Below are 21,362 nucleotides of genomic sequence, written 5' to 3' on the forward strand. Positions count from 1 at the left end.
CCCTCGGGCTCAACAGGCCGCACGGAGATCTTCTCGGCAGTCGCGGCAGTGTCGGCCGGGCTCGCCCGCCGCGCGGAAGGCGCGTTCGCAGCCGTCGCAGGTCCGCCAGCGGAGGACGGGCGGTGGCGTGGGCGCGGCGGTGGTCGGGGTGGGCGTCGGGAGGGGCGGGTCGCTGAGGCGGAACGCGAGGATGCGGGCGGGGCGGGTCAGGAAGTGGTCGGGGAGCCGGGCGGTGAGCGCCACGGTGATCTGCGCGGGGCCCACCCCGGCGGCGAGCCACTGCCCGACGGCGGGGGCGAGTTCGGCGACGTCGCGGCGGGACAGGATGAGCCGCGGGTCGGCGAGACGCAGCGAGGAGAGGATGGCGACGGCCCGCTCGTCGGCGTCGGCGAGCGAGGGCGCCTCGGGGACGGCTTTCGGCTCAGGCTCGGGCTCGGGCGTCGCCGGTGTCGCCGTACGTGTGGTGGAGGGCGGGGTGGGCGAGCCGCCGCCCGGTACGTCGTAGAAGAAGGTGCGGGTACGGATCACCCCGCCGGGCCCGCGTTCGCGCCGCCGTTCCAGGTAACCGGCGGCTTCCAGCTCCCTCAGCGCCCGCGAGATCAGGATCTCGCCCTCGGTGAAGTGCTCGCACAGCGCGGCGATGCTCACGGGCGCGCCGTCGGGGAGGGACAGGATGTAGGCCGCGACGCCAACGGTGACCGCGCTTCCGCGTCGCTGCGCGAGGGCGTTGGCGATCACGGTGAAGTCGGCGGTGAGGCGGGTGCGGATGTGGATCACGCCGGAGGTCGGTGCTCCGGCGTCGGCGCGCGCGTGCGCGTTAGACTGCGGCTCAGCCATCGGGAAGCGGCTCTTCCTGATCGGTCAGGCCCTCGTTCGGGATTGCCGTCCCGGCGGGGGCCGTCGTTTTGCGGTTGTTGCGGCGAACGTAACGACCGTCATGCCGCCCCCGCAAGCCGGTCACCCGTACGAGTGACCGCAGCCGGAAGGGTGGGTGGGCGGGAGTTCTTTACCCCGGTTCTTAGGGGGAGTTCGCGGCCCGCCGGACCCCCGCGTACGAGGATCCGGCGGACCGGGAAAGCCGACGCCGACCGGTACCCGGTGGGCTCAGAGCCGGTCGCCGGTCTTCAAGTCGCCGATGAAGGAAGCCCAGGTGCCCGCAGGGAAGACCAGCACCGGACCCTCGGGGTCCTTGCTGTCACGGACGGGAACGACAGCGATGACGCCGTCGCCCACCTCGACGCAGTTGCCACCCGCCTGGTTGCTGTAGCTGCTCTTGCGCCAAGCGGCGACGTTCAGATCGGGACGGGACACTCGCTCCAACGGCAGTTGCCCTCCATCACGGATCGGATCATGTCGAGCGACATGAGCGGAGGCAGGGATGCTGCCCGCAGCCGATCGTAGGACAGCGCGAAGCGCTTGACGTCGTCTGGTTTTTCGATGAGTTGGCCGTTGGTTCTTCGATGAGTCTGTAAGTGACCAGGCACCAAGTGCGCCGAGTACTCCCGGATGGACACGGCCCGCGCAGAACGCTCATGAACGCCTGCGACCAGTCCGGGAACGCCTTCCGGTACACATACGGCCACAGGTCGACCAGCAACTCGTCCACCCCGAGCGCCGCGTCGAGCGCCCGGGTCAGCGACTTCGTCGGCTTCGCTCCCGAGGCCCGCTCGATCTGGGTGATCCGGGTGCTGACCACGGTGTCTTCTTTCCCAGCTCGGCCTGGGTCAGCCCGGCGGCCATGCGGAGTCTGCGGACACGCGACCCGAACACCCCGCGACACAACACCGTGCTGAAGACGACGACCACGCCGGACGAGGAACCGAAGTACCGCGAGCTCATCGCGCAGTTCCCCTCGACGCCCCGAGGCGCACGGCTGGCGCGGCGGGGCGCCGTACGGCACGTGGCGGAGTGGGGATATCCGCCCGCGTCGGACACGTCGTGCACGGTGGCCCTGCTGGTGGCGGAGCTGGCGTCGAACGCCGTACGCCACGGACGCGTACCCGGGCGGGACTTCCGTCTCCGCCTCACCCTGCAACAAGCGCCCATGCAGACGATCCGCATCGAGGTCTCGGACACCCGCGACGAGCGCCTACCGCTCAGGCCGCCGACCACCTCGCCCGAGGACGAAACGGGTCGCGGGCTGCTCCTGGTCGACCTGCTGGCCACGCGCTGGGGCACGGCTCCCCGCGTACCGGTCGGCAAGACCGTCTGGGCGGAGTGCGCTGCGCAGGAGCATCGTCACGGAGCCTGATGTCCGCCAGGGCGTGCGCCCTCGCCCGGACCTCTTCAGAATTGACATGAGGAGGTGAGGGCCATGCCCACTTACATCACCCTGCTGAACTGGACCGATCAGGGTGTCCGTGCCTTCCGGGACACGCCGAAGCGCTACGAGGCCTTCAGAGTGGCGATGGACAAGCTCGGGGTGAAGCTCCTGGACTTCCACTGGACCGTCGGCCAGTACGACATCATCTACACCTTCGAGGCGCCCGACGACGAAACCGCCACTGCGGCATCGCTCCAGCTCAGCGGCTTGGGAAACGTCCGCAGCACGACGCTGCGCGCCTTCGACCGAGAGGAGATGGACGGCATCATCGCCAAGGCGGCGGGCTGACGGTTCCGGTCTCAGCGGGTCGGCGGCCCCTGCCACGCGGAGCTGAGCGGCGGAGGCAGGGCCCGTCTACCTGTCGTGAGGTACTCGTGGCCGGGTGACGGGGACAACGGTGAGGAGGTCGTCCAGCCCTCTGAAGTCGTCGGGGTTGGTGGTGAAGAGGGGGAGGTCTTCGGCGACGGCGATAGCGGCGATCATCAGGTCGGCGACCCGGCGTCGCGGTTTGCGTCCACTGCTGATCACGGCCGCGCAGACCCTGCCGTAGACGCGGGCTGCTTCCGCGTCGAAGGGAATGGGGTCGAACTCGTTCTCGGCGCGCTGGAGGACGTCCATCCGTCGGGCGCGCTCAGCGTGCTCGTCGTAATCGTCCTGTTCCTCGTTCCGGCGGACCTCATGCGGACCCGCGGACAACTCGGCCAGGGTGATGGCGCTGATCGCGACCTCGGCGGGAAGCTCGTCGGCGTTGATCCACTTGCGCAGGATCATCACATTGGTGTCGAGGAGTCCCTGTGCGTACTCAACGGTCATAGGGGTCGTCCTGCTCGTGCTGAGCAGCGGAGTCCTGGTCGGCGCGGAACGCCTCCAGCGAGATGTCCGGGGCCGGGCGGGACATGGCCGCGAACTCCGCGCGCGGGACGAACCGCCGACGTTGTCGCAGCGGGACCAGCTCGCCGATGCGGTGTCCGTCCCGGGTGACCGTGAACGCCTGGCCATCCTGGACGGCGTCCATGATTTCTCTGGACCGGGTGCGCAGGTCCCGCTGGGTGATCTCAGGCTGGGCGGTCATGGCGCCCACGGTAGCGCGTGGTGCTACCGGGTGCTACCAGTGCCCGATGGCCTTGGCGACCTCCTCCGGGTGCGTCAGCTGGAGATGGTGGCCCGCGCCGTCGACCACCGTCACGGTGGCGTGGGGGAGTGCGTCCAGCAGGGCCTGGCCGTCGGGGGTGAGCGGATCGTCGGAGCCCACGATGACGTGCACCCGTCCCGGGTACCGCCGCAGCTCGGCCCGGAGGTCTTCCCGCCACCGCGGCTTCGCGGCGGCGGCCAGGAGCCGGGAGACGTTCGCCGCGACGGTGCCGCGGCGAAGGTCCGCCACGCTTGAGCCGAGCGCGGTGGCGTGCGCCGTGGTGCCCGTGAGGCGCTTGGCCAGCGCCTCGGGGGATACGTGGCTCAGGTACCCGCGGGTCAGGGGCGCCCACCGGGTGGTGAGCGCTGGGCGCGCCTGGAGGAAGTGCGGCGCGACGAGCGTGAGCTGCTCCACCGCGGCGGGGTGGGCGGCCGCGGCCTCGACGGCGGCCGCGGCGCCGATGGAGTGGCCCACCAGGTGACGGGCGCCGGTCCCGGTCACCAGCGCGGTCAGCCAGGTCGGCCAGTCGTCGTGGTGTCCGCCGCTCATCCCCAGGCCGGGCAGGTCGACGGCGCGGGCACGGCCGACCGCCGTGACGACCGGCGCCCAGGTGTCGGCGTTGACCGGCAGTCCCGGCATCACCACCGTGGGGGCGTCCGGTGCGCCGAGCTCGAACGTCCGTATCCCGCCCGGCGTGGCGAACCGCCTGCCGTCCGCCGGGGCGTCGCCGAAGCGGTGCGCGGCCAGGTGGTCGGCCCAGCGGCGGATCGTCGTGACGGCGTCCGGCATGGTCAGCCCGTGGCGGGCGGCGAAGGCGTGCGCCGGATCGGTGGGGTAGCGGTCGCTCGACAGGAAGGTCAGGGTCTCCGGATCGGCCTTGGTGAGCCGCCGGGGCAGACGCTTCACCAGGGATACGGGAATCCGTACCCGGGGCGCCGTGATCCCGTAGTGCTCCGCGACGAGCGTGAGCAGGTCGGGCAGCGTGGGAGTGTCGTCATCCAGCAGCCAGTACGAGGCGCGCTCGGCGGCGTCGTCCTCCGGGAGCAGGGCCATGAACCGGGCGAGGTAGTCGGCCGCGACCACCGGTACGAACGTGGACGCGTTCCCCGGCAGCGCCGGGAGGGAGCCCCGCCAGAGGTCCTTCACGCTCGACGCGAGCCCCAGGTACTGGTCGGATTCGCCGGTGACGCTGTCACCGATCACACTGGCCGGGCTGACGATGGACCAGGGAACGCCCAACTCGTCGGCCATGGCCTGGAATACGGCGTCCGCCTCGGCCTTGGACGCCTCGTAGGGCCCGAGGGCCCGGTAGGCCGCCGCTCTCCGCTGGTCGCTCCAGTGGGCAGGGTCCTGCCCGCCGACCCGGTACCCGGAGACGTGCACCAGGCGCCGCAGGCGCGGCAGTTGCGCCGCGAAGGCGACCACCGCGCGGACGCTGTCGACATTGGCGCGGCGGGCATCGTCCGCCGACATCCCGAAGCGGTAGGCACCCGCGCAGTTGTAGATCTCGGTGACGTCGTCGCACGCGTCCTGGATCAGCGACGGCTCCGTGAAATCGACCCGGAGATCGGCCGGGGCCTCGTCGTGCCCGCGCTCGGCCAGCCATCGGGCGAGCCGCCGGTAGGACTCGTGGCTCCGGCTGGCCGTGCTCACCCGTACGCCGGCCCGGCCGAGCGCGAGGACCAGGTGGCGTCCGAGGAAGCCGGTGGCGCCCAGCACCAGTGCGTGCCGGTCCTCGACCACGCTCATGCCGACGCCTCCGTACCCTCGTCACCCTCGTCCAGCAGTACGGCGAGCGCTTGGGCGGCGCAGCGCAGCGGCTCGGTGGACCGCTGGGCACGCGACACGATCAACGCCCCCTCCACCATGCTGACCACGGCTGTCGCCAGGGCGCGGGCGTCGGTGTGAGGGCGGCCGTGTGCGACGAGATACTCGGTCACCGGCCCGATCCACGACTCGAAGGCGTTCGCGCAGGCGTCCCGCAGCCGCTCGCTCTGCGCGCCCATCTCCAGCGTCACCACCGAGACCGGGCACCCGAGACGGAAGTCGCTGTCGGTGAGCATCCCGGCCAGTGTGTCGATCACGCGGCGCAGCACCTCGCCCGGTGTGGCCGATTCCAGCGCCGAGTCGGCGACGAGGGAAACGAACCGTGCGGCCGCGAGCTCGACGGCCTTCTCCCCGAGCGCCTCCTTCCCCTGGGGGTAGTGGAAGTACAGCGACCCCTTGGGGGCGCCCGAGTGCTCCACCACCGTGTTGAGTCCCGTACCGCTGTAGCCGTGCAGCTGGATCAGTTCGAGCATCGACTCCGCCAGCCGTGCGCTGGTCATGGCGCCCTTGGTTCCCGTCATGGGAGCACAATAGACCGGTCTACATATTTTTCAAGGGGGTCGGGGCCAGCAGGGCGACGCACGACGGCGCACGACGGCAGGCCCCCGTGGAAACGGGGGCCTGCCGACCGCTGCTACTTACTTGCAGTAAATGGCGGGATTCGACTTGCGAACGGAGGTCCCCGAACCCCGCTTAACGCTCGCATAACTCGAGTACTTACCGCAGGTGCCGACCTTGGCGGTGACGCTCACGGACCCGGCCTGGGTCGTTTTGCACTTGTTGGCCACCTCGATGTCGGGGTAGTAGGGGTGGGCCACCAGGAGGGATACGCACAGTTTCGTGCCCGCGGGCTGCGGGCCGAGCATGGTCGCCTTTGCCGTGACCTTGCCGGACTTGTAGGTGGGTGCCTTCGCGGTGAGCCAGTCGGCAGCGGATGCCGATTGAGTTGTCCCGAATACTGCGAGTGACGCGACAACGGCCACACCGATGGTCTTGAACCTCAAAATTGCTCCCCGTTTGAGCCTGATCAAAGTGATCGTGCTTGGCGGGAAAGCTAGCAGACGTCATGGTCGACGTCAGGGTGTCGGCAAGGCAGTTCCGCTTGGTCCTTGATGGCAAGGTAAAGGCATGACTTTGCCCGATATGACGGGAGGTCGGCACTCCCCGGGATTGGGTGGCGCAAACCCCTTGCGCCCGGCGAACGGGCGCAGGTACAAAGTTCCGCGACCGCAAAACAGGCTCAGCCTGAAAAATGAAAACGGGGGATTTTGAATGAGGAGCAAAGTCGGCTCCATCGCGGCCATCGCGGCTGCCATCATGACAACGGGCGCAATGCTCGCGCCTGCCGCTGCCGCCGCGGACGACGACGTGAGCGTCAAGTACGTCTGCACCACAAAGCACACGGAGACCACCGCGTACGCCAAGTGCGCCGACCTGGCGAGGTTCGACCGGTATCGGGTAAAGGTCACCTGCATCGACACCCGCGGCGTACAGACCTCCTTCTTCGGTCCGTGGCGGATGGGAACGAGCGGTGACTGGTCCAAGCGTAAGTGCCCTGGCACTCAGGGTGGTGCGGTAGGCGTCTACAAGGCGGGTTACCAGGTCGAGTTGTTCTGACGCGCGACCACCGCACCACGAGTCCAGGCGTAGTTTTCGCACATCAGAGGACACCGGCATGAATCGAAAGAAGTCTTTCCTCGCCATCGCCGGACTGGCCATCAGCGCCAGTCTCATCGCACCGAACGCCATGGCGAATGACGGCGGCGATGTATCAACCCGGTCCGCCGACTGCAATGCGTGGTCGAGGGGCGGCACCACCGGCTATTCCTACTGCTCGGGGCTGGGCCATCTCGGCGCGCACCGGGTGAAAATCATTTGCGTGGACACCCGGGGCGTGGAGACCACGTTCTACGGCCCCTGGGTCTGGAACGGCAAGACCTCGAAGCGTAAGTGCCCCGGCACTCAGGGCGGCGCGGTCGGCATTCTCCGCGTCGGTTCGGAGATCCGGGACTGACCGTCCAGCTCCAACAGACAAGGCGGCGCCGCCGGTTCGCCCGGCGGCGCCGCCGTCGCTTCCCCAACGTCGCCGGTCGGCGGAAGCGGCGGAACAGATAGGCCCCGCCTATGCGGGGCATCGATTTTTGGTCGTGGACCCCCTGAGCTGTGGCCCGGTTCACTGTGGCGCAAGCTGGCGCGGACCGATCGGGCTCGGTCTCGCGCGATCAGGGAGGCTGCAATGACGCATACCCCGGACCAAGAGCGAGCCGCCCCGGAACGAGCCGTGGCGAAACCGTGGTACCGGCAGCTGTACATCCAGGTGCTGGCGGCGATCGTGATCGGCATCGTGCTGGGCTGGCGGTGGCCGGATCTGGCCACCGCCATGGAGCCGATCGGTACGACCTTCATCACCGCGATGAAGATGCTGATCGGGCCGATCGTGTTCCTGACCATCATCGGCGGCATAGCCGGAGTCGCCGACCTGAAGAAGGTCGGTCTCACCGGGATCAAGGCGCTGACGTACTTCCAGATCGGCACGATCGTCGCCCTGCTCACGGGGCTGGTCGCGATCAACATCTTCCGGCTCGGCGACGGCGTCCACGCCGATCCCTCGACGCTGGACACCTCGGGCGACGCGGGACAGTACATCGAGCAGGGCGCTCACCAGCACTGGTGGGAGTTCCTCACGAACATCGTGCCGGAGAGCTTCTTCGGGCCGTTCGTCGAGGGCGACATCCTCCAAGTGATCTTCCTGGCGGTGATCTTCGGGATCGCGCTGAAGTCGGTCGGGAAGATCGGCGAGCCGGTCATCGCGGGCGTGGGCAGGCTGACCGAGGTCGTCTTCAAGGTGCTGTCGTTCGTCATGAAGGCCGCACCGCTCGGCGCGTTCGGCGCGATGTCGTACGCCATCGGGAAGTTCGGCCTGTCCACGCTGACCAGCCTCGGGTCGCTGATCCTGCTCTTCTACGTCACCTCCGCGCTGTTCGTGGTGGTGGTGCTGGGCGGTGTGCTCGCCGCGTACGTACGGCTGAACATCTTCCAGCTCGTCCGCTACTTCAGGGAGGAGTTCTTCCTGATCCTGGGCACGTCCACCGCCGAGCCCGCCCTGCCGGGGCTGATGCGCAAGCTCCAGTTCATGGGCGTCGAGCGGTCCACGGTCGGCCTGGTCGTCCCGACCGGCTACAGCTTCAACCTCGACGGCGCGGCGATCTATCTCTCGCTCTCCACCCTCTACATCGCGCAGGCCACGGACACGCCCCTGTCCCTCACCCAGCAGCTCGGGCTGCTCGCCGTGATGCTGCTGACGTCCAAGGGCGCGGCGGGCGTCGCGGGCGGCGGCTTCATCGCACTCACCGCGACGCTGTCGACGGCCGGGCACGTCCCCGCGGCGGGCATCATGCTCATCTTCGGGATCGACAAGTTCATGTCGGAGTGCCGGGCGTTGGTGAACTTCTTCGGCAACGCCGTCGCGACGCTGTTCGTCGCCCGCTGGGAGAACGGCCTGGACGTGGCGCGGGCGCGGAGGGTACTGGCGGGGAAGGGCGGCGAGCCCCCGACCGCTGCCGAGCCCGAGCCCGAGCCCGAGCCCGAGCCCGAGCCTGAACCCGAAGCCGTCGCGGCGTCCCCTGCCCGCACCGCCGGGGCGACCCCCTGATGGTGTCCGACCGGTCCGACCGGGCTGCCGCTCACCGCGCGCGTCGCGGTGGATGCCCGTACCCGTACGGCCGTCGTCGAAGCCGCGGCCGTCTGCGGGCTCGGGGTGCTGCCGGACGGCCGTACGGCACCGCTCACCGCCACCAGCCGCGGCCTCGGCCGGGCCGTCCGGCACGCGCTCGCGGGCGGCACGGACACGGTCGTCCTCGCCCCAGGGGGTGTCTTGCCGATCATGCCGGGCTCCCGACGCCTGGCACGGCACCTCGCGGCCCCGGGCTCGTCGCGCGCAGCGCCGCTGCGCTCTCCTCACGCGGGTTGCGATGCTCCCCCAGCTACCGCTGCGAGGTGCCCCCTGCACCAGACGCCGCTCGCTGATCCGGCCTGATCGACAAGACACCCCCTCGGCGGCGTGGCCACCACCGACGGCGGCGCGGGTCTGCTCCAGTCCCTCGGCGCCGTGCTGGCCCGCGAGTACGGCACGCCGATCGGGCCCGGCGGGCGAGGGCTCGCGGACCTCCGTACGGCCGACCTCGCCGAGGCCCGTTCCGCGCTGGCCGGTGTCGACCTCGTCCTCGCCACCGACGTGGACAACCCGCTGCTCGGACCCGCGGGCGCGGCCGCCGTCTACGGCCCCCAGAAGGGCGCGACCGCGCGCGACGTACGCGAACTGGACGACGCCCTCGGCTCCTTCGTCCGCGGACTTGCGGCGGCGGGCGTCCCCGACGCGGCCCGCCTCGCCCGTACGCCCGGCGCCGGAGCGGCAGGCGGCCTCGGCTTCGCCGGGATGCTGCTGGGCGGACGGGTGCGCTCGGGGGCCGACTACTTCCTCACCCTGCTCGGCGCCGACGAACTGCTCGCCGCGAGCGATCTCGTCATCACCGGCGAAGGCAGCCTCGACGAGCGGTCCCTGTCGGGAAAGCTGCCGGTCGCGCTCGCCCGGCGGGCCCGTCGACAGGGCGTACCGGTGCACGCCGTCGCCGGGCGGTGCACGCTGCCCGCCGACCGGACCGCGGCTCACTTCCGGTCCGTGCAGGCCCTGGCCGACCTGACGGACCAGGACTGCGCGAGCGACAGCGCGCTGTCGGCGCGGCTGCTCGCCCGGTGCGGTCGGATCCTCGCCGACCGCTGGATCGGGTAGCGACGGCCGGGGGCGGATAGGTTGACCCGGCAGCCGTAGCCGTAGCCGCAGCCAGAACCGCCCGGGGAGGCACCATGGACGCCCGGCAGCTCGAATACTTCCTGGCCATCGTCGAACACGGCGGCTTCAGCAAGGCCGCCGCCGCCCTGCACGTGGCCCAGCCGTCGCTGTCGCAGGCCATGGCGACCCTGGAGGCCGATCTCGGGGTGGCCCTCTTCCACCGGGTCGGGCGGGGCGTCGTCCTCAGCGAGGCGGGCGCGGAGCTGCTGGAGCCCAGCCGGCGCGTCCTGCGGGACCTGGCCGCCGTACGCGACACCGCCGCCGGGCTCGCCGGGCTGCACGGCGGCACGGTCGAGGTCGCCACCATGCCCTCACCCGGCATCGAACCGCTCACCACCCTCATCCACCGCTTCGCCGAGCTGCACCCGTCCGTGACGGTGAGCACCCAGGCCGCCTTCACCCCGGACGAGGTGGTGTCCCTGGTGCGCAGCGGCGCCTGCGAGCTGGGCCTGCTGGGCTCGGCGAGCCCCGTGAACCCGTCCGGGCTGGACGTCCTGCACGTGGAGGACCAGCCGTTCGTCGTCGTCGCCGCGCCCGGCGGGGCGATCGAGGACGGGGTCACGATCCGGCCCGCGGACCTGGCCGGGCAGAAGCTCATCGCCTCCCGCACCGGCAGCCTCATGCGCAGCATCGTGGACGACATCACCGCGACCGCGGGCGGCAGCGGTACGCAGATCGTGACGGTCGTCGACCACCGGACGTCGATCCTGCCCCTGGCCCTCACCGGGGTCGGCGTCGCCGTCCTGCCCTCGTCCTGGACCCGGCTCGCCCGGCGCTGCGGAGCGGCGGTGGCGCCCCTGGAACCGACCGCCCAGCTGCACGTGACGATGGTCAGCCTGCCCGCGCACCTCACCCCGGCGGCACGGGCCTTCCTGTCCCTCACCGGGTCGCTGGCCGCGCGGCGCATGCGCGACACCACGCGCCCCGACTGACGCCCGACCCATCGGCCAGACCTATACGTCGCATCGAAACCAGGTCTTGGACGCGCCACGACCGCCCTGTGTTGACTCGAACCATCCCCTCGAGACCCCACCCCACCACAGCGAGCCGGAGGCACCCATGACCGCCGCCCCCCGTACGTTCCGCATCGCCGCCATCCCCGCCGACGGCGTGGGCGAGGAAGTCGTCGCCGCAGGGCGCGCCGTCCTGGACGCGCTGGCCGAGGACTCCCGGAACACCGACGACGCCTTCGCCTTCGCGTGGGAGGAGTTCCCCTGGGGCTGCGGCTACTACGAGCGCACGGGCAAGATGATCGACGACAACGGCCTGGACCGCCTCAAGGACTTCGACGCCATCTACTTCGGCGCGGTCGGCTGGCCCACCGTCCCCGACCACATCAGCCTGTGGGGCCTGCGCCTCAAGATCTGCCAGAGCTTCGACCAGTGGGCCAACATCCGCCCCGTACAGTTCCTGCCCGGCGTCACCAGCCCCCTGCGCAAGGCCGACACCACCGAGCTGGACTGGGTCGTCGTCCGGGAGAACAGCGAGGGCGAGTACGCGGGCCTCGGCGGCCGCAACCTCTCCGGCCGCGGCCCGGGCGGCGAAGTCGCCGTCCAGTCGGCCCTGTTCACCGAGGTCGGTTGCGAACGCATCCTCCGCTTCGCCTTCGACCTGGCCCGCACCCGCACCCGCCGCAGGGTCTCGTCCGTCACCAAGAGCAACGCCCAGCAGTACGGCATGGTCCTGTGGGACGACGTCTTCCGGCGCGTCGCCGCCGACTACCCGGACGTGGAGACCGAGAGCGTCCTCGTGGACGCCATGTCCGCGAAGTTCGTCCTCCACCCCGAGGACCTGTCGGTCGTCGTCGCCTCCAACCTCAACGCCGACATCCTCTCCGACCTCGGCAGCGCGCTGGCGGGCAGCCTGGGCCTCGCCGCCAGCGCCAACCTCAACCCCGAGCGCCGCTTCCCCAGCATGTTCGAGCCCGTCCACGGCTCCGCCCCCGACATCGCGGGCCAGGGCCTGGCCAACCCCATCGGCGCGGTCGGCAGCGCGGCCCTCATGCTGGACCACCTCGGCCTCCCCGACGCCGCGGCCCGCCTGCACAAGGCCATCGAGGCGACGACGGCCGCGGGGGTGCTCCCCCGCGACCTGGGCGGCACGGCGACGACTGAGGACGTGACGAAGGCCCTGATCGATGCGCTGAACGCCTGAGCCCTGTTACGTCCCCGGGGCCACGGCGCGGCCGGTCCGCGGCGAGATCATCCCGGCGCAGAGCCCGCGAGCGGCCAGCCCCTGTGCGATGCGGGGGATCGCGGCGCGGGTGTTGGCGGGCCCGTCGTGCATGAGGATGACCTGGCCGTTGGTGAGCCTGCCCGCGGCCTGCACGATGGCGTCGACGCCGGCGTTGTTCCAGTCCTGCGAGTCGACGTCCCAGAGGATCTCGGTCAGGCCGTACTTGGCCGCGACCGACTTCACCGTCGCGTTGGTCTCGCCGTACGGCGGCCGGAACAGCTTCGGGGTGCCGCCGCCCGCGCCCGCGATGGCCGCTTGCGTCCGGGAGATCTCCGCGTCGATCTGCGCCTGACTCTGCTGGGTCAGGTGCGGATGGGTGTAGCTGTGGTTGGCGACCCACATGCCCGCGTTGACCTCGGCCCGCACCTGGGCCGGGTTGGCGGCGGCGTTCTGGCCCTTGTTGAACATCGTGGCGCGCAGCCCGTTCTGCGTGAGCGCGTTGAGCAGGGCAGGTGTGTTGCTGGTCGGCCCGTCGTCGAAGGTGAGCCCGACGTACCCGTTGCAGGCCGCCGCCTGCGTGGGGGCCTGCGCCGGTGCCTGTGCCGGGGCTGAACCGGCACCGTTCACCGTGATGTTGGAGCTGCCGCTGCTCCGATAGCCCTCGGTCGCGAGGATCATGTAGTAGCTGAAGCTGCCCAGCGGCATCCCGGCGCGGGCCCAGGCGTCGAAGTGGTTGCCGGTGGTGATCGTCCCGCCCGTCCTCTTCGACTGCCGGACGCTCCAGTACTGGTCGAAGGTGCGCGTGCCTTCGACGGAGGGGGCGTTGTACCGCGTCGTCTTGTAGATGTCGTACGTACCGCCGTCGCTGGTGACGGTGCCCTTGTACGTCCCCGTGGGCCGGTACGTGCCCCAGTTGTCGACGACGTAGTACTCCACCAGCGGGTTCGACGTCCACCCGTAGAGCGCGAGGTAGGCGTTGCCGGACGGGTTGAACGTGCCCGAGTACGTCACGCTCCTGCGCCCGCCCTTGCTCCACCCCTTGCCCGCGACGAAGTTCCCGGTGTTGCGCCACGACGTGCTGTAGCTGCCGCCGGAGGCCAGGGTCATGGAGACGGTTCCCGGCGCGTCGGTCCAGAACGAGTAGTAGTAGCCGTTGTTGGTGCCGGTCTGGTTCGTGGTGATGACCGTGTCCGCGTGCGCGGTGCCGGGCAGCACCAACGCCGACACGGCGACCAGCACCGTCGTACAGGCCGCGCTGATGAGCAGCCTGAACCGACCGAGCGCGCCCGGGCGACCGCGTCTGCCGCGCTTCGGGTGTGCGTGAGCGGGTGCGTCCTTCATCTGCGTGATCCCTCCTCGCCCCCCGCTCACGCAGTTTTGAGCTGCCCACGTCAACAGTCAATGGCGTTCCGGAAAGAATCACGAAAATTTCCGAAGCCTTACCGGTCGCTCCCGGCGCGATCGCACGGGGCCGGGTCGGCGACGCCTGCCATCCTGAAGCCATGGCCGAATTGAACGGACGCCCCGCAGATCCCGACGCCCTGCTGACGTTGGCGCTCACCAACTACGGGCACTTCACCAGCATGCGCGTCGATGATCAGCGCGTACGCGGCCTCGGGCTGCACCTCGAGCGCGTGGTGCGGGACTGCGAGGCGGTCTTCGGAGCAGAGCTCGACCCCGAGCTGGTCCGGCGGTACGTCAGGCAGGCGGCGGGCGGGCGCAGCGGGTCGTTCGTCGTCCGCGTCACCCTCTTCGACCCCGACGTCGACATGGGGCACCCGGCGAAGGCCGACACGCCCCACATCCTCGTCACCGTGCGCCCCGCGGCGTCGCTGCCCCTGCCTCCGCTGCGGGTGAAGGCCATCGGCTACGAACGCGATGTGCCGAGTGTCAAGCACCTGGGCCTGTTCGGCTCGCTCCACTCCCGCCGTAGGGCGCAGCTCGACGGGTACGACGACGCCCTCTTCGTCGGCCCCGACGGCCGGATCTCCGAGGGCGGAACGTGGAACGTCGGCTTCATCGGGGACGAGGGCGTCATCTGGCCCGAGGCGGACGTCCTGCCGGGAGTGACCATGGCCCTGCTCCAGCAGCACGCCACGCACACGACGGCCCCCGTGACGCTCACGGACGCACCGCACCTGCACGCCGCCTTCGCGACGAACACGAGCATCGGTGTGCGCGCCATCTCCCGCATCGACGAGACCCCGATGGCCACGGACCACCCCCTGCTCGCCCACCTCCGCGCGGCCTACCTGGCCATCCCCGGCGAACCGCTGTAGGCGGCTCGTTCAGCCGCCGTGACCGGCCCGAGGGACGATGCGCACCGCGCGGTACTCGTAACCGTCCTGTTCGAACCCGGGCGCTTCCCATTCGAGCTCGACGTGCTGCCCTGGTGACAGCGTGCGGAATCCCGCCATCTCGATGTGGGAGAAGTGGCCCCAGCAGCCACCGGGAGTCTCGACGCAGTCGAGCACGCCCCACCCTTCGTCTTCGTGCCACTCGCGCACTGTCGCAGTCACCATGATCCGAACCCTACGGCGCGGTCGGGGTGCCGGGGCTGCTCGTCGATCAAGCAACATCATGACGCTTGATAGGCAAGTAGTCACTTGCCTATGCTGTGGGGTGTGACGGAGGATGTCTTCAAGGCGCTGGCCGACCCCACCCGTCGGCGCATCCTCGATGAGCTGGTGGAACGTGACGGTCAGACGCTGTTCGAGATCTGCACACGGCTGGTGGCCAAGCATGGTCTGGGGCTGACCCGCCAGGCGGTCAGCCAGCACCTGGCTGTACTGGAATCCGCGGGCTTGGTCCTTTCGCGGCGCCAGGGCCGCTACAAGTTCCACGACGTGAACACCGAACCCCTCGAGCACATCGTGACCCGATGGCTCAGGCCCGATGCACAGGAGAAGGCCCATGAAGATCCACCTGACCAGTGTCTTCGTCGATGACCAGGAGAGGGCCCTGCGCTTCTATACCGACGTCCTTGGTTTCGTGAAGAAGCACGACGTCCCGCTGGGCGAGGATCGTTGGCTGACCGTGGTCTCGCCCGAAGAGCCCGACGGGACCGAACTGCTGCTTGAGCCGTCCGGCCATCCCGCAGTGCGGCCGTACAAGGCGGCGCTGGTCCAGGACGGCATCCCGGCCGCCTCTTTCGCCGTGGACGACGTGCGGGCGGAGTTCAACCGGCTGCGCGAGCTCGGGGTGCAGTTCACTCAGGAACCGCTGGAGATGGGCTCGGTCACCACCGCGGTTCTCGACGACACCTGTGGCAATCTGATCCAGATCGTGCACAGCAAGTAGGCCCCCGGCAGCCGCCGGTCAGGGGAGCGCGGGGGTGGTACGGCCAGCCGTGACGCGCAGCAGGTCGAGCTTCGCCGCGCCGCTGCTCCCGGTCGCCGCCGTGTAGGTCACCATGCGCAGGTCCGCGCCGGGGACGATGAGGACGTCGCAGTCGAGCAGGATGTCGCCGACCTCCGGGTGCCGGATCGTCTTCCGGTCGGTCGTGTGCTGGACGGCGGCCGTCTGCACGGACCAGTGATGCGCGAAGGCGTCGGATACGCCTCGCAGCTCGCCGACGAGACGGTCGAGCTGGACGTCCCGGGGGTAGCGGGACACGGCGTCCTTGAGGTCGGCGACGATCGACGCCTCGAAGGCGTCCTGACCGCGCTCGGACCGCACGGGCAGCATCGCGGCGTGCGCGACGCCGTTGCCGAACAGGGCGCGGGCGAGGTTGCGTTCGGAGGGCGGGAGGACGGTGGGGTCGCCGAGCAGGGCGCGCCACGTGGCGTTCCACCACACCAGGGTCCAGTCGGCGGCGAACACCCCGATCGGGACGTCGCCCAGGCGCCCGGCGAGCCGTTGGATTCCCGCGGGCACATGGGTGCTGACCGTCCCGTCCTGGGGCGGCAGGAGCCCGGCGCTCCGGTACAACTGGTCGCGTTCGGCGCGGGAGAGCTGGAGGGAACGGGCGAGGGCGCCGACGACCTGGGCCGAGGGGTTCTTCGCGCGCCCCTGTTCCAGCCGCAGGACGTAGTCGACCGAGAGCCCGGCCAGCTGCGCCAGCTCCTCGCGGCGCAGCCCCGGGGCACGGCGGTCGGGCGTCACGGCGAAACCGGCGTCGGCCGGCGAGAGGCGGTCGCGCCAGGCGCGCAGGAGTGCGGCGAAGTCGGAGCGGGAGGAACCCATGGACGCATTCTCGCCGCCCCGCGCCACATCAGCCTGGGTACTGCCAGTCCTGGTGACGGGCACGGCACTGGTTGGGGGTGATGGCCGCGGCGAACGTAGGGGCGCGCCCGGAACGTAGGGGCGCGCCCGAGCCGGGCCGCGGGCCGGGCCCCGAGCCGGGCCCCAGGCCGGGCCCCGAGCCGGGCTCCAGGCCGGGCGGAGCAGTGAAGGAGCCTCCCGTGAAGCACGCCATGCACGCCATGCACACCATCGTGATGACCGGCGCGAGCCGCGGCATCGGCCGCGTCGCCGCGGAGCAGATCCTGCGCCGTTCGCCGGACGCGCACCTCCTCGTCGTCGCCCGCGGCTCCTCCGGCGCACAGCTCGCCGCGGACCTCGCCACGGGCGGGCATGCCGTCTCGTACGTCCCGGCGGACCTCGGCTCCCTCCGCAGCGTCCGCTCCGCCGCCACCGAGATCCGCGCCCGGCTCGACAGCGGTGAACTCCCGCCGCTGCGCGCCTTCGTGGGCAACGCGGGTGTGCAGCACACCAACGCCCTGACCGAGGGCCCCGACGGATTCGAGTCCACCTTCACGGTCAACGTGCTCGCCCACCACCTCTTCGTCCGCCTGCTCCAGGACCGCTTCACCGCGCCCGCCCGGATCGTGATCACCGCCAGCGACACCCACTTCGGCGATCTCAGGCACAACCTGGGCATGGTGCCCGGCCCGGCCTGGAAGTCCCCGGACGTCCTGGCCCGTACGGGCGCCTTCCCCAGGCCGCACACCACCGCCGCCGGGCGCACCGCATACGCGACGAGCAAGCTGGCCGCGATCTACCTCGTGCACGAGTACGCGCGCCGCCTGCCGACCGGCATCGACGCCGTCGCCTACAACCCCGGCTTCGTCCCCGGCACCGGCCTCGCCCGCAACGCCGACCCTCTCTCCCGCTTCGCGATGCGCCACGTCCTGCCCGCGATGACCCTCACCCCGTTCGCCACCACCCGCGGCGCCGCGGGCCGCCACCTCGCCGACGTCGTCCTCGGCACGACCAGGGCGCCGACCGGGTCGTACGTCGACCGCGGCAGCGAGGCCCGTTCGTCCGAGATGTCCTACGACCCGCGGCGCGAAGACGAACTCTGGGACGCCGTCGAACGCTTCACGAGGCCGTCGTCTTGACCCTGCCGCAGGGGCAACCCCTCAGCCTGACCGGCATGAGGACGAAAATGATCCACCACGACGGCGTCACGATCCCGATGACCCGCGGCGGCCGCGGACGCCCGCTGGTCCTGTGCCCCGGCCTGAACTCCACCCAGGCCGACCTGCACGAGCTGACCGCCCTCCTCCGACGCGACCACGACGTGGTGACCTTCGACCTCAGGGGCCACGGCCTCGCCTCGGCCGCCGACCGGTACTCCTTCGACGCGTTCCTGAGCGATCTCGTCGCCGTGCTGGCGGACCTCGACCTGCCCTCGCCGCCGCTGCTGGTGGGCTACTCGCTGGGCGCGGACCTGGCCGTGCACTACGCCTCCGAGCGCCCTGACGCCGTCGCCGGGCTCGTCCTCATCGACGGCGCGAACCCGTTGCCCGAACCGTTCATCACCGAGATCGACCTGGTCGAATTCCGCTCACTGGCGGACGACCTGGCGCAAGCGGCCGAACAAAACAAGGGCACCGCACACCAGGTGCTGCTCACCGCCCAGCACATCCACGACCTCAACCTCGAAATCGACGTGGTCCGGTCCGCGCTCCTCGACCGCTACCGGAAGATCGACCATCCCATCAGCTTGATCATGTCGACCTCCATTGCCGGGGACAGCACCGAGGGCTGCGCGCCACGGCACAACCGCCTCTGGCGTACGGGCGTCGAACGTCTCGTACGCGAACGACCGCACACCTCCACGACCTGGCTCGACGCCGACCACCGCCTGGTCTTCACCCACGCCCCTGCCATCGCGGAGATCATCCGCCGCGCGGATCCTGGCACACTGCCAGGATGCTGACCATCGGCGAGCTGGCGTCGTACGCCGGAGTGACCGTGCGCGCGGTGCGGCACTACCACGCCAAGGGGCTGCTCCCGGAGCCGGAGCGGGACCACTCCGGCTACCGGAGGTACGACGCGGGCGCCGTGGTCGAGCTGATCAAGATCCGCACCCTGGCCGAGGCCGGGGTTCCCCTGGCACGCGTCCGCGAACTGCTCCAGGCCACCGAAGATCAGTTCGCCACGGCGGTCACGGACATCGACCGGCGGCTGCGCGAGGAGATCCGGGAGCGGCAACGCCACCGCGAACGGATCGCCCGCCTGGCCGCCGGTGACCATCTGGCACTACCCCAGGAGGTGGTCGACTTCCTCGACCACCTCCGTGCTCTCGGCGTCGACGAACGGATCGTCCAGGTCGAACGCGACGGCTGGATCCCGCTGGCCGCCCACTCACCCGACCGCGTCCCGGAGTGGATGGCCCGCAAGCGGCAGCAGATCGCCGACCCGCGGTTCATCGCCTTCTACCGCACCCTGACCCAGGCCCTCGACCGCCCCGAGGACGACCCCCGCCTGACCGACTTGGCCGACGAACTGGCCGCCTACCTCACACAGCTGGCCGACGCCCGGGGCGAGGACTACGTCGACGACGCCGACCTCGAGCCCCCGCTCGCAGCACTGATGGACACCCTGGCCTTCGACACCGTCCCGCCCGCTCGCCGGCTGATCGAGCTGCTGAAGGAACGAGGCTGGACGGGCTGGACCAAGCTCCAGCGCGTGGGCCGGAAGGTCGGACGGTGCGGCAAACCGCTCCCCCCAACGGCGGAGGTGGATCACCCCGCGGACTGACGTCCGCTCCCGGGCCGAGCGGAAGAGTGAAGCCATCCGGAACCGCCGGACCACACCACCTTCCACAGGAGTTGAGTCACATGCGCGGGAGCATCACCGTCGGCCTGTCCGGGGCCTTGATGGCCGTCACCACCTTGGCGGGAGCCTCCATAGCCTCGGCCGAGTCGTCGGCAGCTGCCTGTACGGACGGATACGCAAGGGCGAAGTTGACCATCCACGAGAGCCCTTCCCCGCGCGCCGCATCGATGGGGACCTACGCAAGGGGGTCAGCCCTGTGTATCTACAAGGCGGAGCGCTACGGAGCCGAGGCAACCAAGTGCGGGGAGACCTCCAGGGTCTGGCTCAAGGTCTACGCCCCGGTCAACAAGCGCGGCTGGGTATTCGAGCCGTGCGTACTCCACTGACAGGTGCCCTGCCGGACCCCCGACCGCGCCCCAGGCAACCGATCAGCGCGCCGATCTAGCCGCCTGCGGCCCCAGCCCAGCCTGGACGCCCAAGACGACACCCGGCCCTGCTGACAGCACCCTGAACGCCAAACGCTCCGGACCACGACCGGTCCGGGGCGTTCCGACCGATACCCCCGGCAGGACTCGAACCTGCGACACCCGCTTTAGGAGTTCGATCCTGAGTGCGTCCAGGCCGTCCCTGCTCGTGGTCCGCCTCTGGGGCCGGTCCAGCTGTGACTGCCCTGATCCATCGTCGTCCAGTGACGTTGATGTCAGCTGGTGATGTCAGATCGGGTGTTCTTACGGCAGGGGGTCGCGTACGAACTGGGTGCACCGCTCGTCGCAGGCTCCCATGGCATGGAAGTTCCGTCGCGCCTCTGTGAGGCTCAGCCTGCGGTTGGGGCCCCTCGGACCTCATCAGCGTCGTGATCGTCCTGCCCAGTCGTCCTCCCAGAAGCGGACGGGGCAGATCTCGGAGTTGCCGCGCTCGTCGAGCGTCACGAAGCCGCAGCAGGGCAACAGTATGGGCCGTTCTTGGCCTTCCCATGGACGTTGAAGAACGGAGCTGGGGCCTCCTCAGCCCATTCGGCCTCCGGGGGCACTCCACTGCTGTGCAGCCAGGGCGCACGCTTTCCAACCCGTCCGAGCCCCTGGCCGGTGCGATGGTGTCAAGGCGGCGGCCTTTTTCGGGATCCGAGGAGTGGCTTCGTGCCTGCTGGTACCGCTACAAGCGACGCCTTACCGACCTCGGCTGAATCCCGCATCCCCAGCGACTCGTTAATCACGAAGTGCGACTGGGGTATTGGGCTCCAGAAGGTCACACAGACGTAGTGCCTCCTCTGGCACGGTGCTCGTCCGACCCCGAGGAACGCGTACGCCGAGCGTGCCGCCAACTCCAGATTGTGTGACCCACTAGAGTCAACGCAACAGCGCCTGCGACGAGCCGAATCACATTCCAAGTCATTCCGACAACCGAACCTTGCCCCTCTGCCTCTGTAGTCAGCCGCATGGAGGTCTCGAAAAAGGCTACGAGCGGAACAATCAGTCGGAATGGGAGGCCGCCAATGCCTGGCACTCGCGCCAGATTGCCCAAGAGTCCCACAGGTGCCCCAAGGGCGAAAGCTGCTATTCCCCACACGAGAATCCTAGAGGAAAGACCCTCGCCGGAGGCGCCAGATTCCATTCCAGTCGGGGCGGTGGGGCTCATATCCTTAAATAGGTAGTATGTAACCACGCCAATAGCCAACCCCAAGGACGACAGCAACGCTGACTCAATTTTGGATCGGCGGAAATAGCCCACCAAGAATGCATAACAGGCCCACGACCACCCACCGGAAAAAATAAGATTCAGAATGACGCAAACGGCATTGTCCCATTTTCCGGCGACGGGGCCCACTATGCCAAGGAGTAAACCCAGCCCGAGAGACGCTGCGAGCGGCGCAACGCGAGTGCGCGGAAAGTGTGCGATTTCCCTTCCCCGTTCTGTGATTAAGTCAGAGTTGGAGGTGGCGCCACTGGGGATCTGTACCGCCATCCGGCTGTAGCGATCTTAATGTCGCCATCTCCGTCAACAGACGTTGTGCCAGATGGCTAGATCTTTTCTTTGCGGAGAAATCACGT

The 21,362-nt window shown here is 69.8% G+C and carries 25 protein-coding genes and 3 pseudogenes; 16 read left to right on the forward strand and 12 right to left on the reverse strand.

The window, feature by feature from the left end:
• Positions 1 to 9: 9 nt before the first annotated feature.
• Together HYQ63_RS25995 and HYQ63_RS26000 are read right to left on the reverse strand one after the other, a co-directional pair.
• The gene (locus tag HYQ63_RS25995) at positions 10 to 837 is read right to left on the reverse strand and encodes a hypothetical protein (protein WP_179936331.1); all 828 of its coding nucleotides are present in this window, start codon (positions 835 to 837) and stop codon (positions 10 to 12) included.
• A 267-nt stretch (positions 838 to 1,104) separates the two neighbouring features.
• Positions 1,105 to 1,320, reverse strand: coding sequence for a DUF397 domain-containing protein (locus HYQ63_RS26000; protein ID WP_179936332.1), 216 nt, complete (start codon positions 1,318 to 1,320; stop codon positions 1,105 to 1,107).
• Between the two features lie 466 nt (positions 1,321 to 1,786).
• On the opposite strand from HYQ63_RS26000, the gene HYQ63_RS26005 reads away from it, so the two are divergent.
• Together HYQ63_RS26005 and HYQ63_RS26010 are read left to right on the forward strand one after the other, a co-directional pair.
• The gene (locus HYQ63_RS26005; protein ID WP_373689141.1) at positions 1,787 to 2,251 is read left to right on the forward strand and encodes an ATP-binding protein; all 465 of its coding nucleotides are present in this window, start codon (positions 1,787 to 1,789) and stop codon (positions 2,249 to 2,251) included.
• A gap of 63 nt (positions 2,252 to 2,314) precedes the next feature.
• Positions 2,315 to 2,611, forward strand: a complete 297-nt coding sequence (locus HYQ63_RS26010) for a GYD domain-containing protein (RefSeq protein WP_123098495.1) — start codon at positions 2,315 to 2,317, stop codon at positions 2,609 to 2,611.
• A gap of 66 nt (positions 2,612 to 2,677) precedes the next feature.
• On the opposite strand, the gene HYQ63_RS26015 is transcribed toward HYQ63_RS26010, so the two are convergent.
• From HYQ63_RS26015 to HYQ63_RS26035, 5 genes are all read right to left on the reverse strand, one after another.
• Positions 2,678 to 3,136, reverse strand: a complete 459-nt coding sequence (locus HYQ63_RS26015; RefSeq protein WP_123098494.1) for a type II toxin-antitoxin system VapC family toxin — start codon at positions 3,134 to 3,136, stop codon at positions 2,678 to 2,680.
• Positions 3,126 to 3,395, reverse strand: coding sequence for a type II toxin-antitoxin system Phd/YefM family antitoxin (locus HYQ63_RS26020; protein ID WP_123098493.1), 270 nt, complete (start codon positions 3,393 to 3,395; stop codon positions 3,126 to 3,128). Before HYQ63_RS26020 ends, HYQ63_RS26015 begins: the two co-directional genes overlap by 11 nt.
• A 33-nt stretch (positions 3,396 to 3,428) precedes the next feature.
• Positions 3,429 to 5,204 carry an alpha/beta fold hydrolase gene (locus HYQ63_RS26025; RefSeq protein ID WP_179936334.1) on the reverse strand — a complete coding sequence of 592 codons (1,776 nt, stop codon included), beginning with the start codon at positions 5,202 to 5,204 and terminating at the stop codon, positions 3,429 to 3,431.
• On the reverse strand, positions 5,201 to 5,803 hold the full coding sequence (locus HYQ63_RS26030; RefSeq protein ID WP_179936335.1) for a TetR/AcrR family transcriptional regulator: 603 nt from the start codon (positions 5,801 to 5,803) through the stop codon (positions 5,201 to 5,203). Before HYQ63_RS26030 ends, HYQ63_RS26025 begins: the two co-directional genes overlap by 4 nt.
• 117 nt (positions 5,804 to 5,920) lie before the next feature.
• Complete coding sequence (locus HYQ63_RS26035; protein ID WP_179936336.1) at positions 5,921 to 6,286, reverse strand: hypothetical protein; 366 nt, start codon at positions 6,284 to 6,286, stop codon at positions 5,921 to 5,923.
• Positions 6,287 to 6,554: 268 nt separating this feature from the next.
• Here HYQ63_RS26035 and HYQ63_RS26040 point away from each other — a divergent pair, with 268 nt between their 5' ends.
• From HYQ63_RS26040 to HYQ63_RS26070, 7 genes and pseudogenes are all read left to right on the forward strand, one after another.
• Complete coding sequence (locus HYQ63_RS26040) at positions 6,555 to 6,899, forward strand: hypothetical protein (RefSeq protein ID WP_179936337.1); 345 nt, start codon at positions 6,555 to 6,557, stop codon at positions 6,897 to 6,899.
• Positions 6,900 to 6,957: 58 nt separating this feature from the next.
• Positions 6,958 to 7,296 (forward strand): hypothetical protein, encoded by a 339-nt coding sequence (locus tag HYQ63_RS26045; protein WP_179936338.1) that lies wholly within the window; start codon positions 6,958 to 6,960, stop codon positions 7,294 to 7,296.
• A 267-nt stretch (positions 7,297 to 7,563) separates the two neighbouring features.
• Positions 7,564 to 8,934, forward strand: a complete 1,371-nt coding sequence (gene dctA, locus HYQ63_RS26050) for a C4-dicarboxylate transporter DctA (protein ID WP_373689142.1) — start codon at positions 7,564 to 7,566, stop codon at positions 8,932 to 8,934.
• A 21-nt stretch (positions 8,935 to 8,955) separates the two neighbouring features.
• A pseudogene (locus HYQ63_RS26055) lies at positions 8,956 to 9,318 on the forward strand (glycerate kinase); the annotation flags it as partial.
• Between the two features lie 24 nt (positions 9,319 to 9,342).
• Positions 9,343 to 10,071 carry a glycerate kinase gene (locus tag HYQ63_RS26060; protein WP_257232122.1) on the forward strand — a complete coding sequence of 243 codons (729 nt, stop codon included), beginning with the start codon at positions 9,343 to 9,345 and terminating at the stop codon, positions 10,069 to 10,071.
• Positions 10,072 to 10,145: 74 nt separating this feature from the next.
• A complete protein-coding gene (locus tag HYQ63_RS26065; RefSeq protein ID WP_179936340.1) occupies positions 10,146 to 11,063 on the forward strand; it encodes a LysR family transcriptional regulator in 918 nt (305 codons plus the stop codon).
• Between the two features lie 127 nt (positions 11,064 to 11,190).
• Positions 11,191 to 12,285 carry a tartrate dehydrogenase gene (locus tag HYQ63_RS26070; protein WP_179936341.1) on the forward strand — a complete coding sequence of 365 codons (1,095 nt, stop codon included), beginning with the start codon at positions 11,191 to 11,193 and terminating at the stop codon, positions 12,283 to 12,285.
• A 6-nt stretch (positions 12,286 to 12,291) separates the two neighbouring features.
• Here HYQ63_RS26070 and HYQ63_RS26075 read toward each other — a convergent pair whose 3' ends face one another.
• Positions 12,292 to 12,933 (reverse strand): polysaccharide deacetylase family protein, encoded by a 642-nt coding sequence (locus tag HYQ63_RS26075; protein ID WP_257232648.1) that lies wholly within the window; start codon positions 12,931 to 12,933, stop codon positions 12,292 to 12,294.
• Positions 12,928 to 13,647: pseudogene (locus tag HYQ63_RS44900) on the reverse strand (glycoside hydrolase family 11 protein); the annotation flags it as partial. The pseudogene HYQ63_RS44900 and the gene HYQ63_RS26075, both read right to left, overlap by 6 nt.
• Before the next feature lie 161 nt (positions 13,648 to 13,808).
• Between HYQ63_RS44900 and HYQ63_RS26085 the strand changes: the two are divergent.
• The gene (locus HYQ63_RS26085; RefSeq protein WP_179936342.1) at positions 13,809 to 14,585 is read left to right on the forward strand and encodes an aminotransferase class IV family protein; all 777 of its coding nucleotides are present in this window, start codon (positions 13,809 to 13,811) and stop codon (positions 14,583 to 14,585) included.
• Between the two features lie 9 nt (positions 14,586 to 14,594).
• On the opposite strand, the gene HYQ63_RS26090 is transcribed toward HYQ63_RS26085, so the two are convergent.
• Complete coding sequence (locus tag HYQ63_RS26090) at positions 14,595 to 14,828, reverse strand: cold-shock protein (RefSeq protein WP_179936343.1); 234 nt, start codon at positions 14,826 to 14,828, stop codon at positions 14,595 to 14,597.
• Positions 14,829 to 14,930: 102 nt separating this feature from the next.
• On the opposite strand from HYQ63_RS26090, the gene HYQ63_RS26095 reads away from it, so the two are divergent.
• Positions 14,931 to 15,254 (forward strand): helix-turn-helix transcriptional regulator, encoded by a 324-nt coding sequence (locus HYQ63_RS26095; protein WP_179936344.1) that lies wholly within the window; start codon positions 14,931 to 14,933, stop codon positions 15,252 to 15,254.
• The gene (locus HYQ63_RS26100; protein WP_179936345.1) at positions 15,220 to 15,606 is read left to right on the forward strand and encodes a VOC family protein; all 387 of its coding nucleotides are present in this window, start codon (positions 15,220 to 15,222) and stop codon (positions 15,604 to 15,606) included. Before HYQ63_RS26095 ends, HYQ63_RS26100 begins: the two co-directional genes overlap by 35 nt.
• Before the next feature lie 18 nt (positions 15,607 to 15,624).
• Here the strand turns inward: HYQ63_RS26100 and HYQ63_RS26105 are convergent, their stop codons facing one another.
• Positions 15,625 to 16,491: a helix-turn-helix transcriptional regulator gene (locus HYQ63_RS26105; protein ID WP_179936346.1), complete on the reverse strand. Its 867-nt coding sequence runs from the start codon at positions 16,489 to 16,491 to the stop codon at positions 15,625 to 15,627.
• Positions 16,492 to 16,709: 218 nt separating this feature from the next.
• Here HYQ63_RS26105 and HYQ63_RS26110 point away from each other — a divergent pair, with 218 nt between their 5' ends.
• From HYQ63_RS26110 to HYQ63_RS26125, 4 genes are all read left to right on the forward strand, one after another.
• Entirely contained in the window at positions 16,710 to 17,648 is a 939-nt protein-coding gene (locus tag HYQ63_RS26110; protein WP_257232124.1) for an SDR family NAD(P)-dependent oxidoreductase, read from the forward strand.
• Positions 17,649 to 17,683: 35 nt separating this feature from the next.
• The gene (locus HYQ63_RS26115; protein WP_179936347.1) at positions 17,684 to 18,472 is read left to right on the forward strand and encodes an alpha/beta fold hydrolase; all 789 of its coding nucleotides are present in this window, start codon (positions 17,684 to 17,686) and stop codon (positions 18,470 to 18,472) included.
• Complete coding sequence (locus tag HYQ63_RS26120) at positions 18,466 to 19,296, forward strand: MerR family transcriptional regulator (protein WP_179936348.1); 831 nt, start codon at positions 18,466 to 18,468, stop codon at positions 19,294 to 19,296. Before HYQ63_RS26115 ends, HYQ63_RS26120 begins: the two co-directional genes overlap by 7 nt.
• A gap of 80 nt (positions 19,297 to 19,376) precedes the next feature.
• Positions 19,377 to 19,700: a hypothetical protein gene (locus HYQ63_RS26125; protein ID WP_179936349.1), complete on the forward strand. Its 324-nt coding sequence runs from the start codon at positions 19,377 to 19,379 to the stop codon at positions 19,698 to 19,700.
• A gap of 342 nt (positions 19,701 to 20,042) precedes the next feature.
• On the opposite strand, the pseudogene HYQ63_RS46085 reads toward HYQ63_RS26125, so the two are convergent.
• A pseudogene (locus tag HYQ63_RS46085) lies at positions 20,043 to 20,261 on the reverse strand (CPCC family cysteine-rich protein).
• Between the last annotated feature and the right edge of the window lie 1,101 nt (positions 20,262 to 21,362).

Source organism: Streptomyces sp. Rer75 (assembly GCF_013414305.1).
Lineage (GTDB): Bacteria > Actinomycetota > Actinomycetes > Streptomycetales > Streptomycetaceae > Streptomyces > Streptomyces himastatinicus.

What these genes read in the sequence shown, in the direction of transcription:
- HYQ63_RS25995 (WP_179936331.1), bottom strand. Translation starts at nt 837, where the DNA reads ATGGCTGAGCCGCAGTCTAACGCGCACGCGCGCGCCGACGCCGGAGCA.
- HYQ63_RS26010 (WP_123098495.1), top strand. Translation starts at nt 2,315, where the DNA reads ATGCCCACTTACATCACCCTGCTGAACTGGACCGATCAGGGTGTCCGT.
- HYQ63_RS26015 (WP_123098494.1), bottom strand. Translation starts at nt 3,136, where the DNA reads ATGACCGTTGAGTACGCACAGGGACTCCTCGACACCAATGTGATGATC.
- HYQ63_RS26020 (WP_123098493.1), bottom strand. Translation starts at nt 3,395, where the DNA reads ATGACCGCCCAGCCTGAGATCACCCAGCGGGACCTGCGCACCCGGTCC.
- HYQ63_RS26025 (WP_179936334.1), bottom strand. Translation starts at nt 5,204, where the DNA reads ATGAGCGTGGTCGAGGACCGGCACGCACTGGTGCTGGGCGCCACCGGC.
- HYQ63_RS26030 (WP_179936335.1), bottom strand. Translation starts at nt 5,803, where the DNA reads ATGACGGGAACCAAGGGCGCCATGACCAGCGCACGGCTGGCGGAGTCG.
- HYQ63_RS26040 (WP_179936337.1), top strand. Translation starts at nt 6,555, where the DNA reads ATGAGGAGCAAAGTCGGCTCCATCGCGGCCATCGCGGCTGCCATCATG.
- HYQ63_RS26045 (WP_179936338.1), top strand. Translation starts at nt 6,958, where the DNA reads ATGAATCGAAAGAAGTCTTTCCTCGCCATCGCCGGACTGGCCATCAGC.
- HYQ63_RS26065 (WP_179936340.1), top strand. Translation starts at nt 10,146, where the DNA reads ATGGACGCCCGGCAGCTCGAATACTTCCTGGCCATCGTCGAACACGGC.
- HYQ63_RS26070 (WP_179936341.1), top strand. Translation starts at nt 11,191, where the DNA reads ATGACCGCCGCCCCCCGTACGTTCCGCATCGCCGCCATCCCCGCCGAC.
- HYQ63_RS26085 (WP_179936342.1), top strand. Translation starts at nt 13,809, where the DNA reads ATGGCCGAATTGAACGGACGCCCCGCAGATCCCGACGCCCTGCTGACG.
- HYQ63_RS26090 (WP_179936343.1), bottom strand. Translation starts at nt 14,828, where the DNA reads ATGGTGACTGCGACAGTGCGCGAGTGGCACGAAGACGAAGGGTGGGGC.
- HYQ63_RS26100 (WP_179936345.1), top strand. Translation starts at nt 15,220, where the DNA reads ATGAAGATCCACCTGACCAGTGTCTTCGTCGATGACCAGGAGAGGGCC.
- HYQ63_RS26105 (WP_179936346.1), bottom strand. Translation starts at nt 16,491, where the DNA reads ATGGGTTCCTCCCGCTCCGACTTCGCCGCACTCCTGCGCGCCTGGCGC.
- HYQ63_RS26115 (WP_179936347.1), top strand. Translation starts at nt 17,684, where the DNA reads ATGAGGACGAAAATGATCCACCACGACGGCGTCACGATCCCGATGACC.
- HYQ63_RS26120 (WP_179936348.1), top strand. Translation starts at nt 18,466, where the DNA reads ATGCTGACCATCGGCGAGCTGGCGTCGTACGCCGGAGTGACCGTGCGC.
- HYQ63_RS26125 (WP_179936349.1), top strand. Translation starts at nt 19,377, where the DNA reads ATGCGCGGGAGCATCACCGTCGGCCTGTCCGGGGCCTTGATGGCCGTC.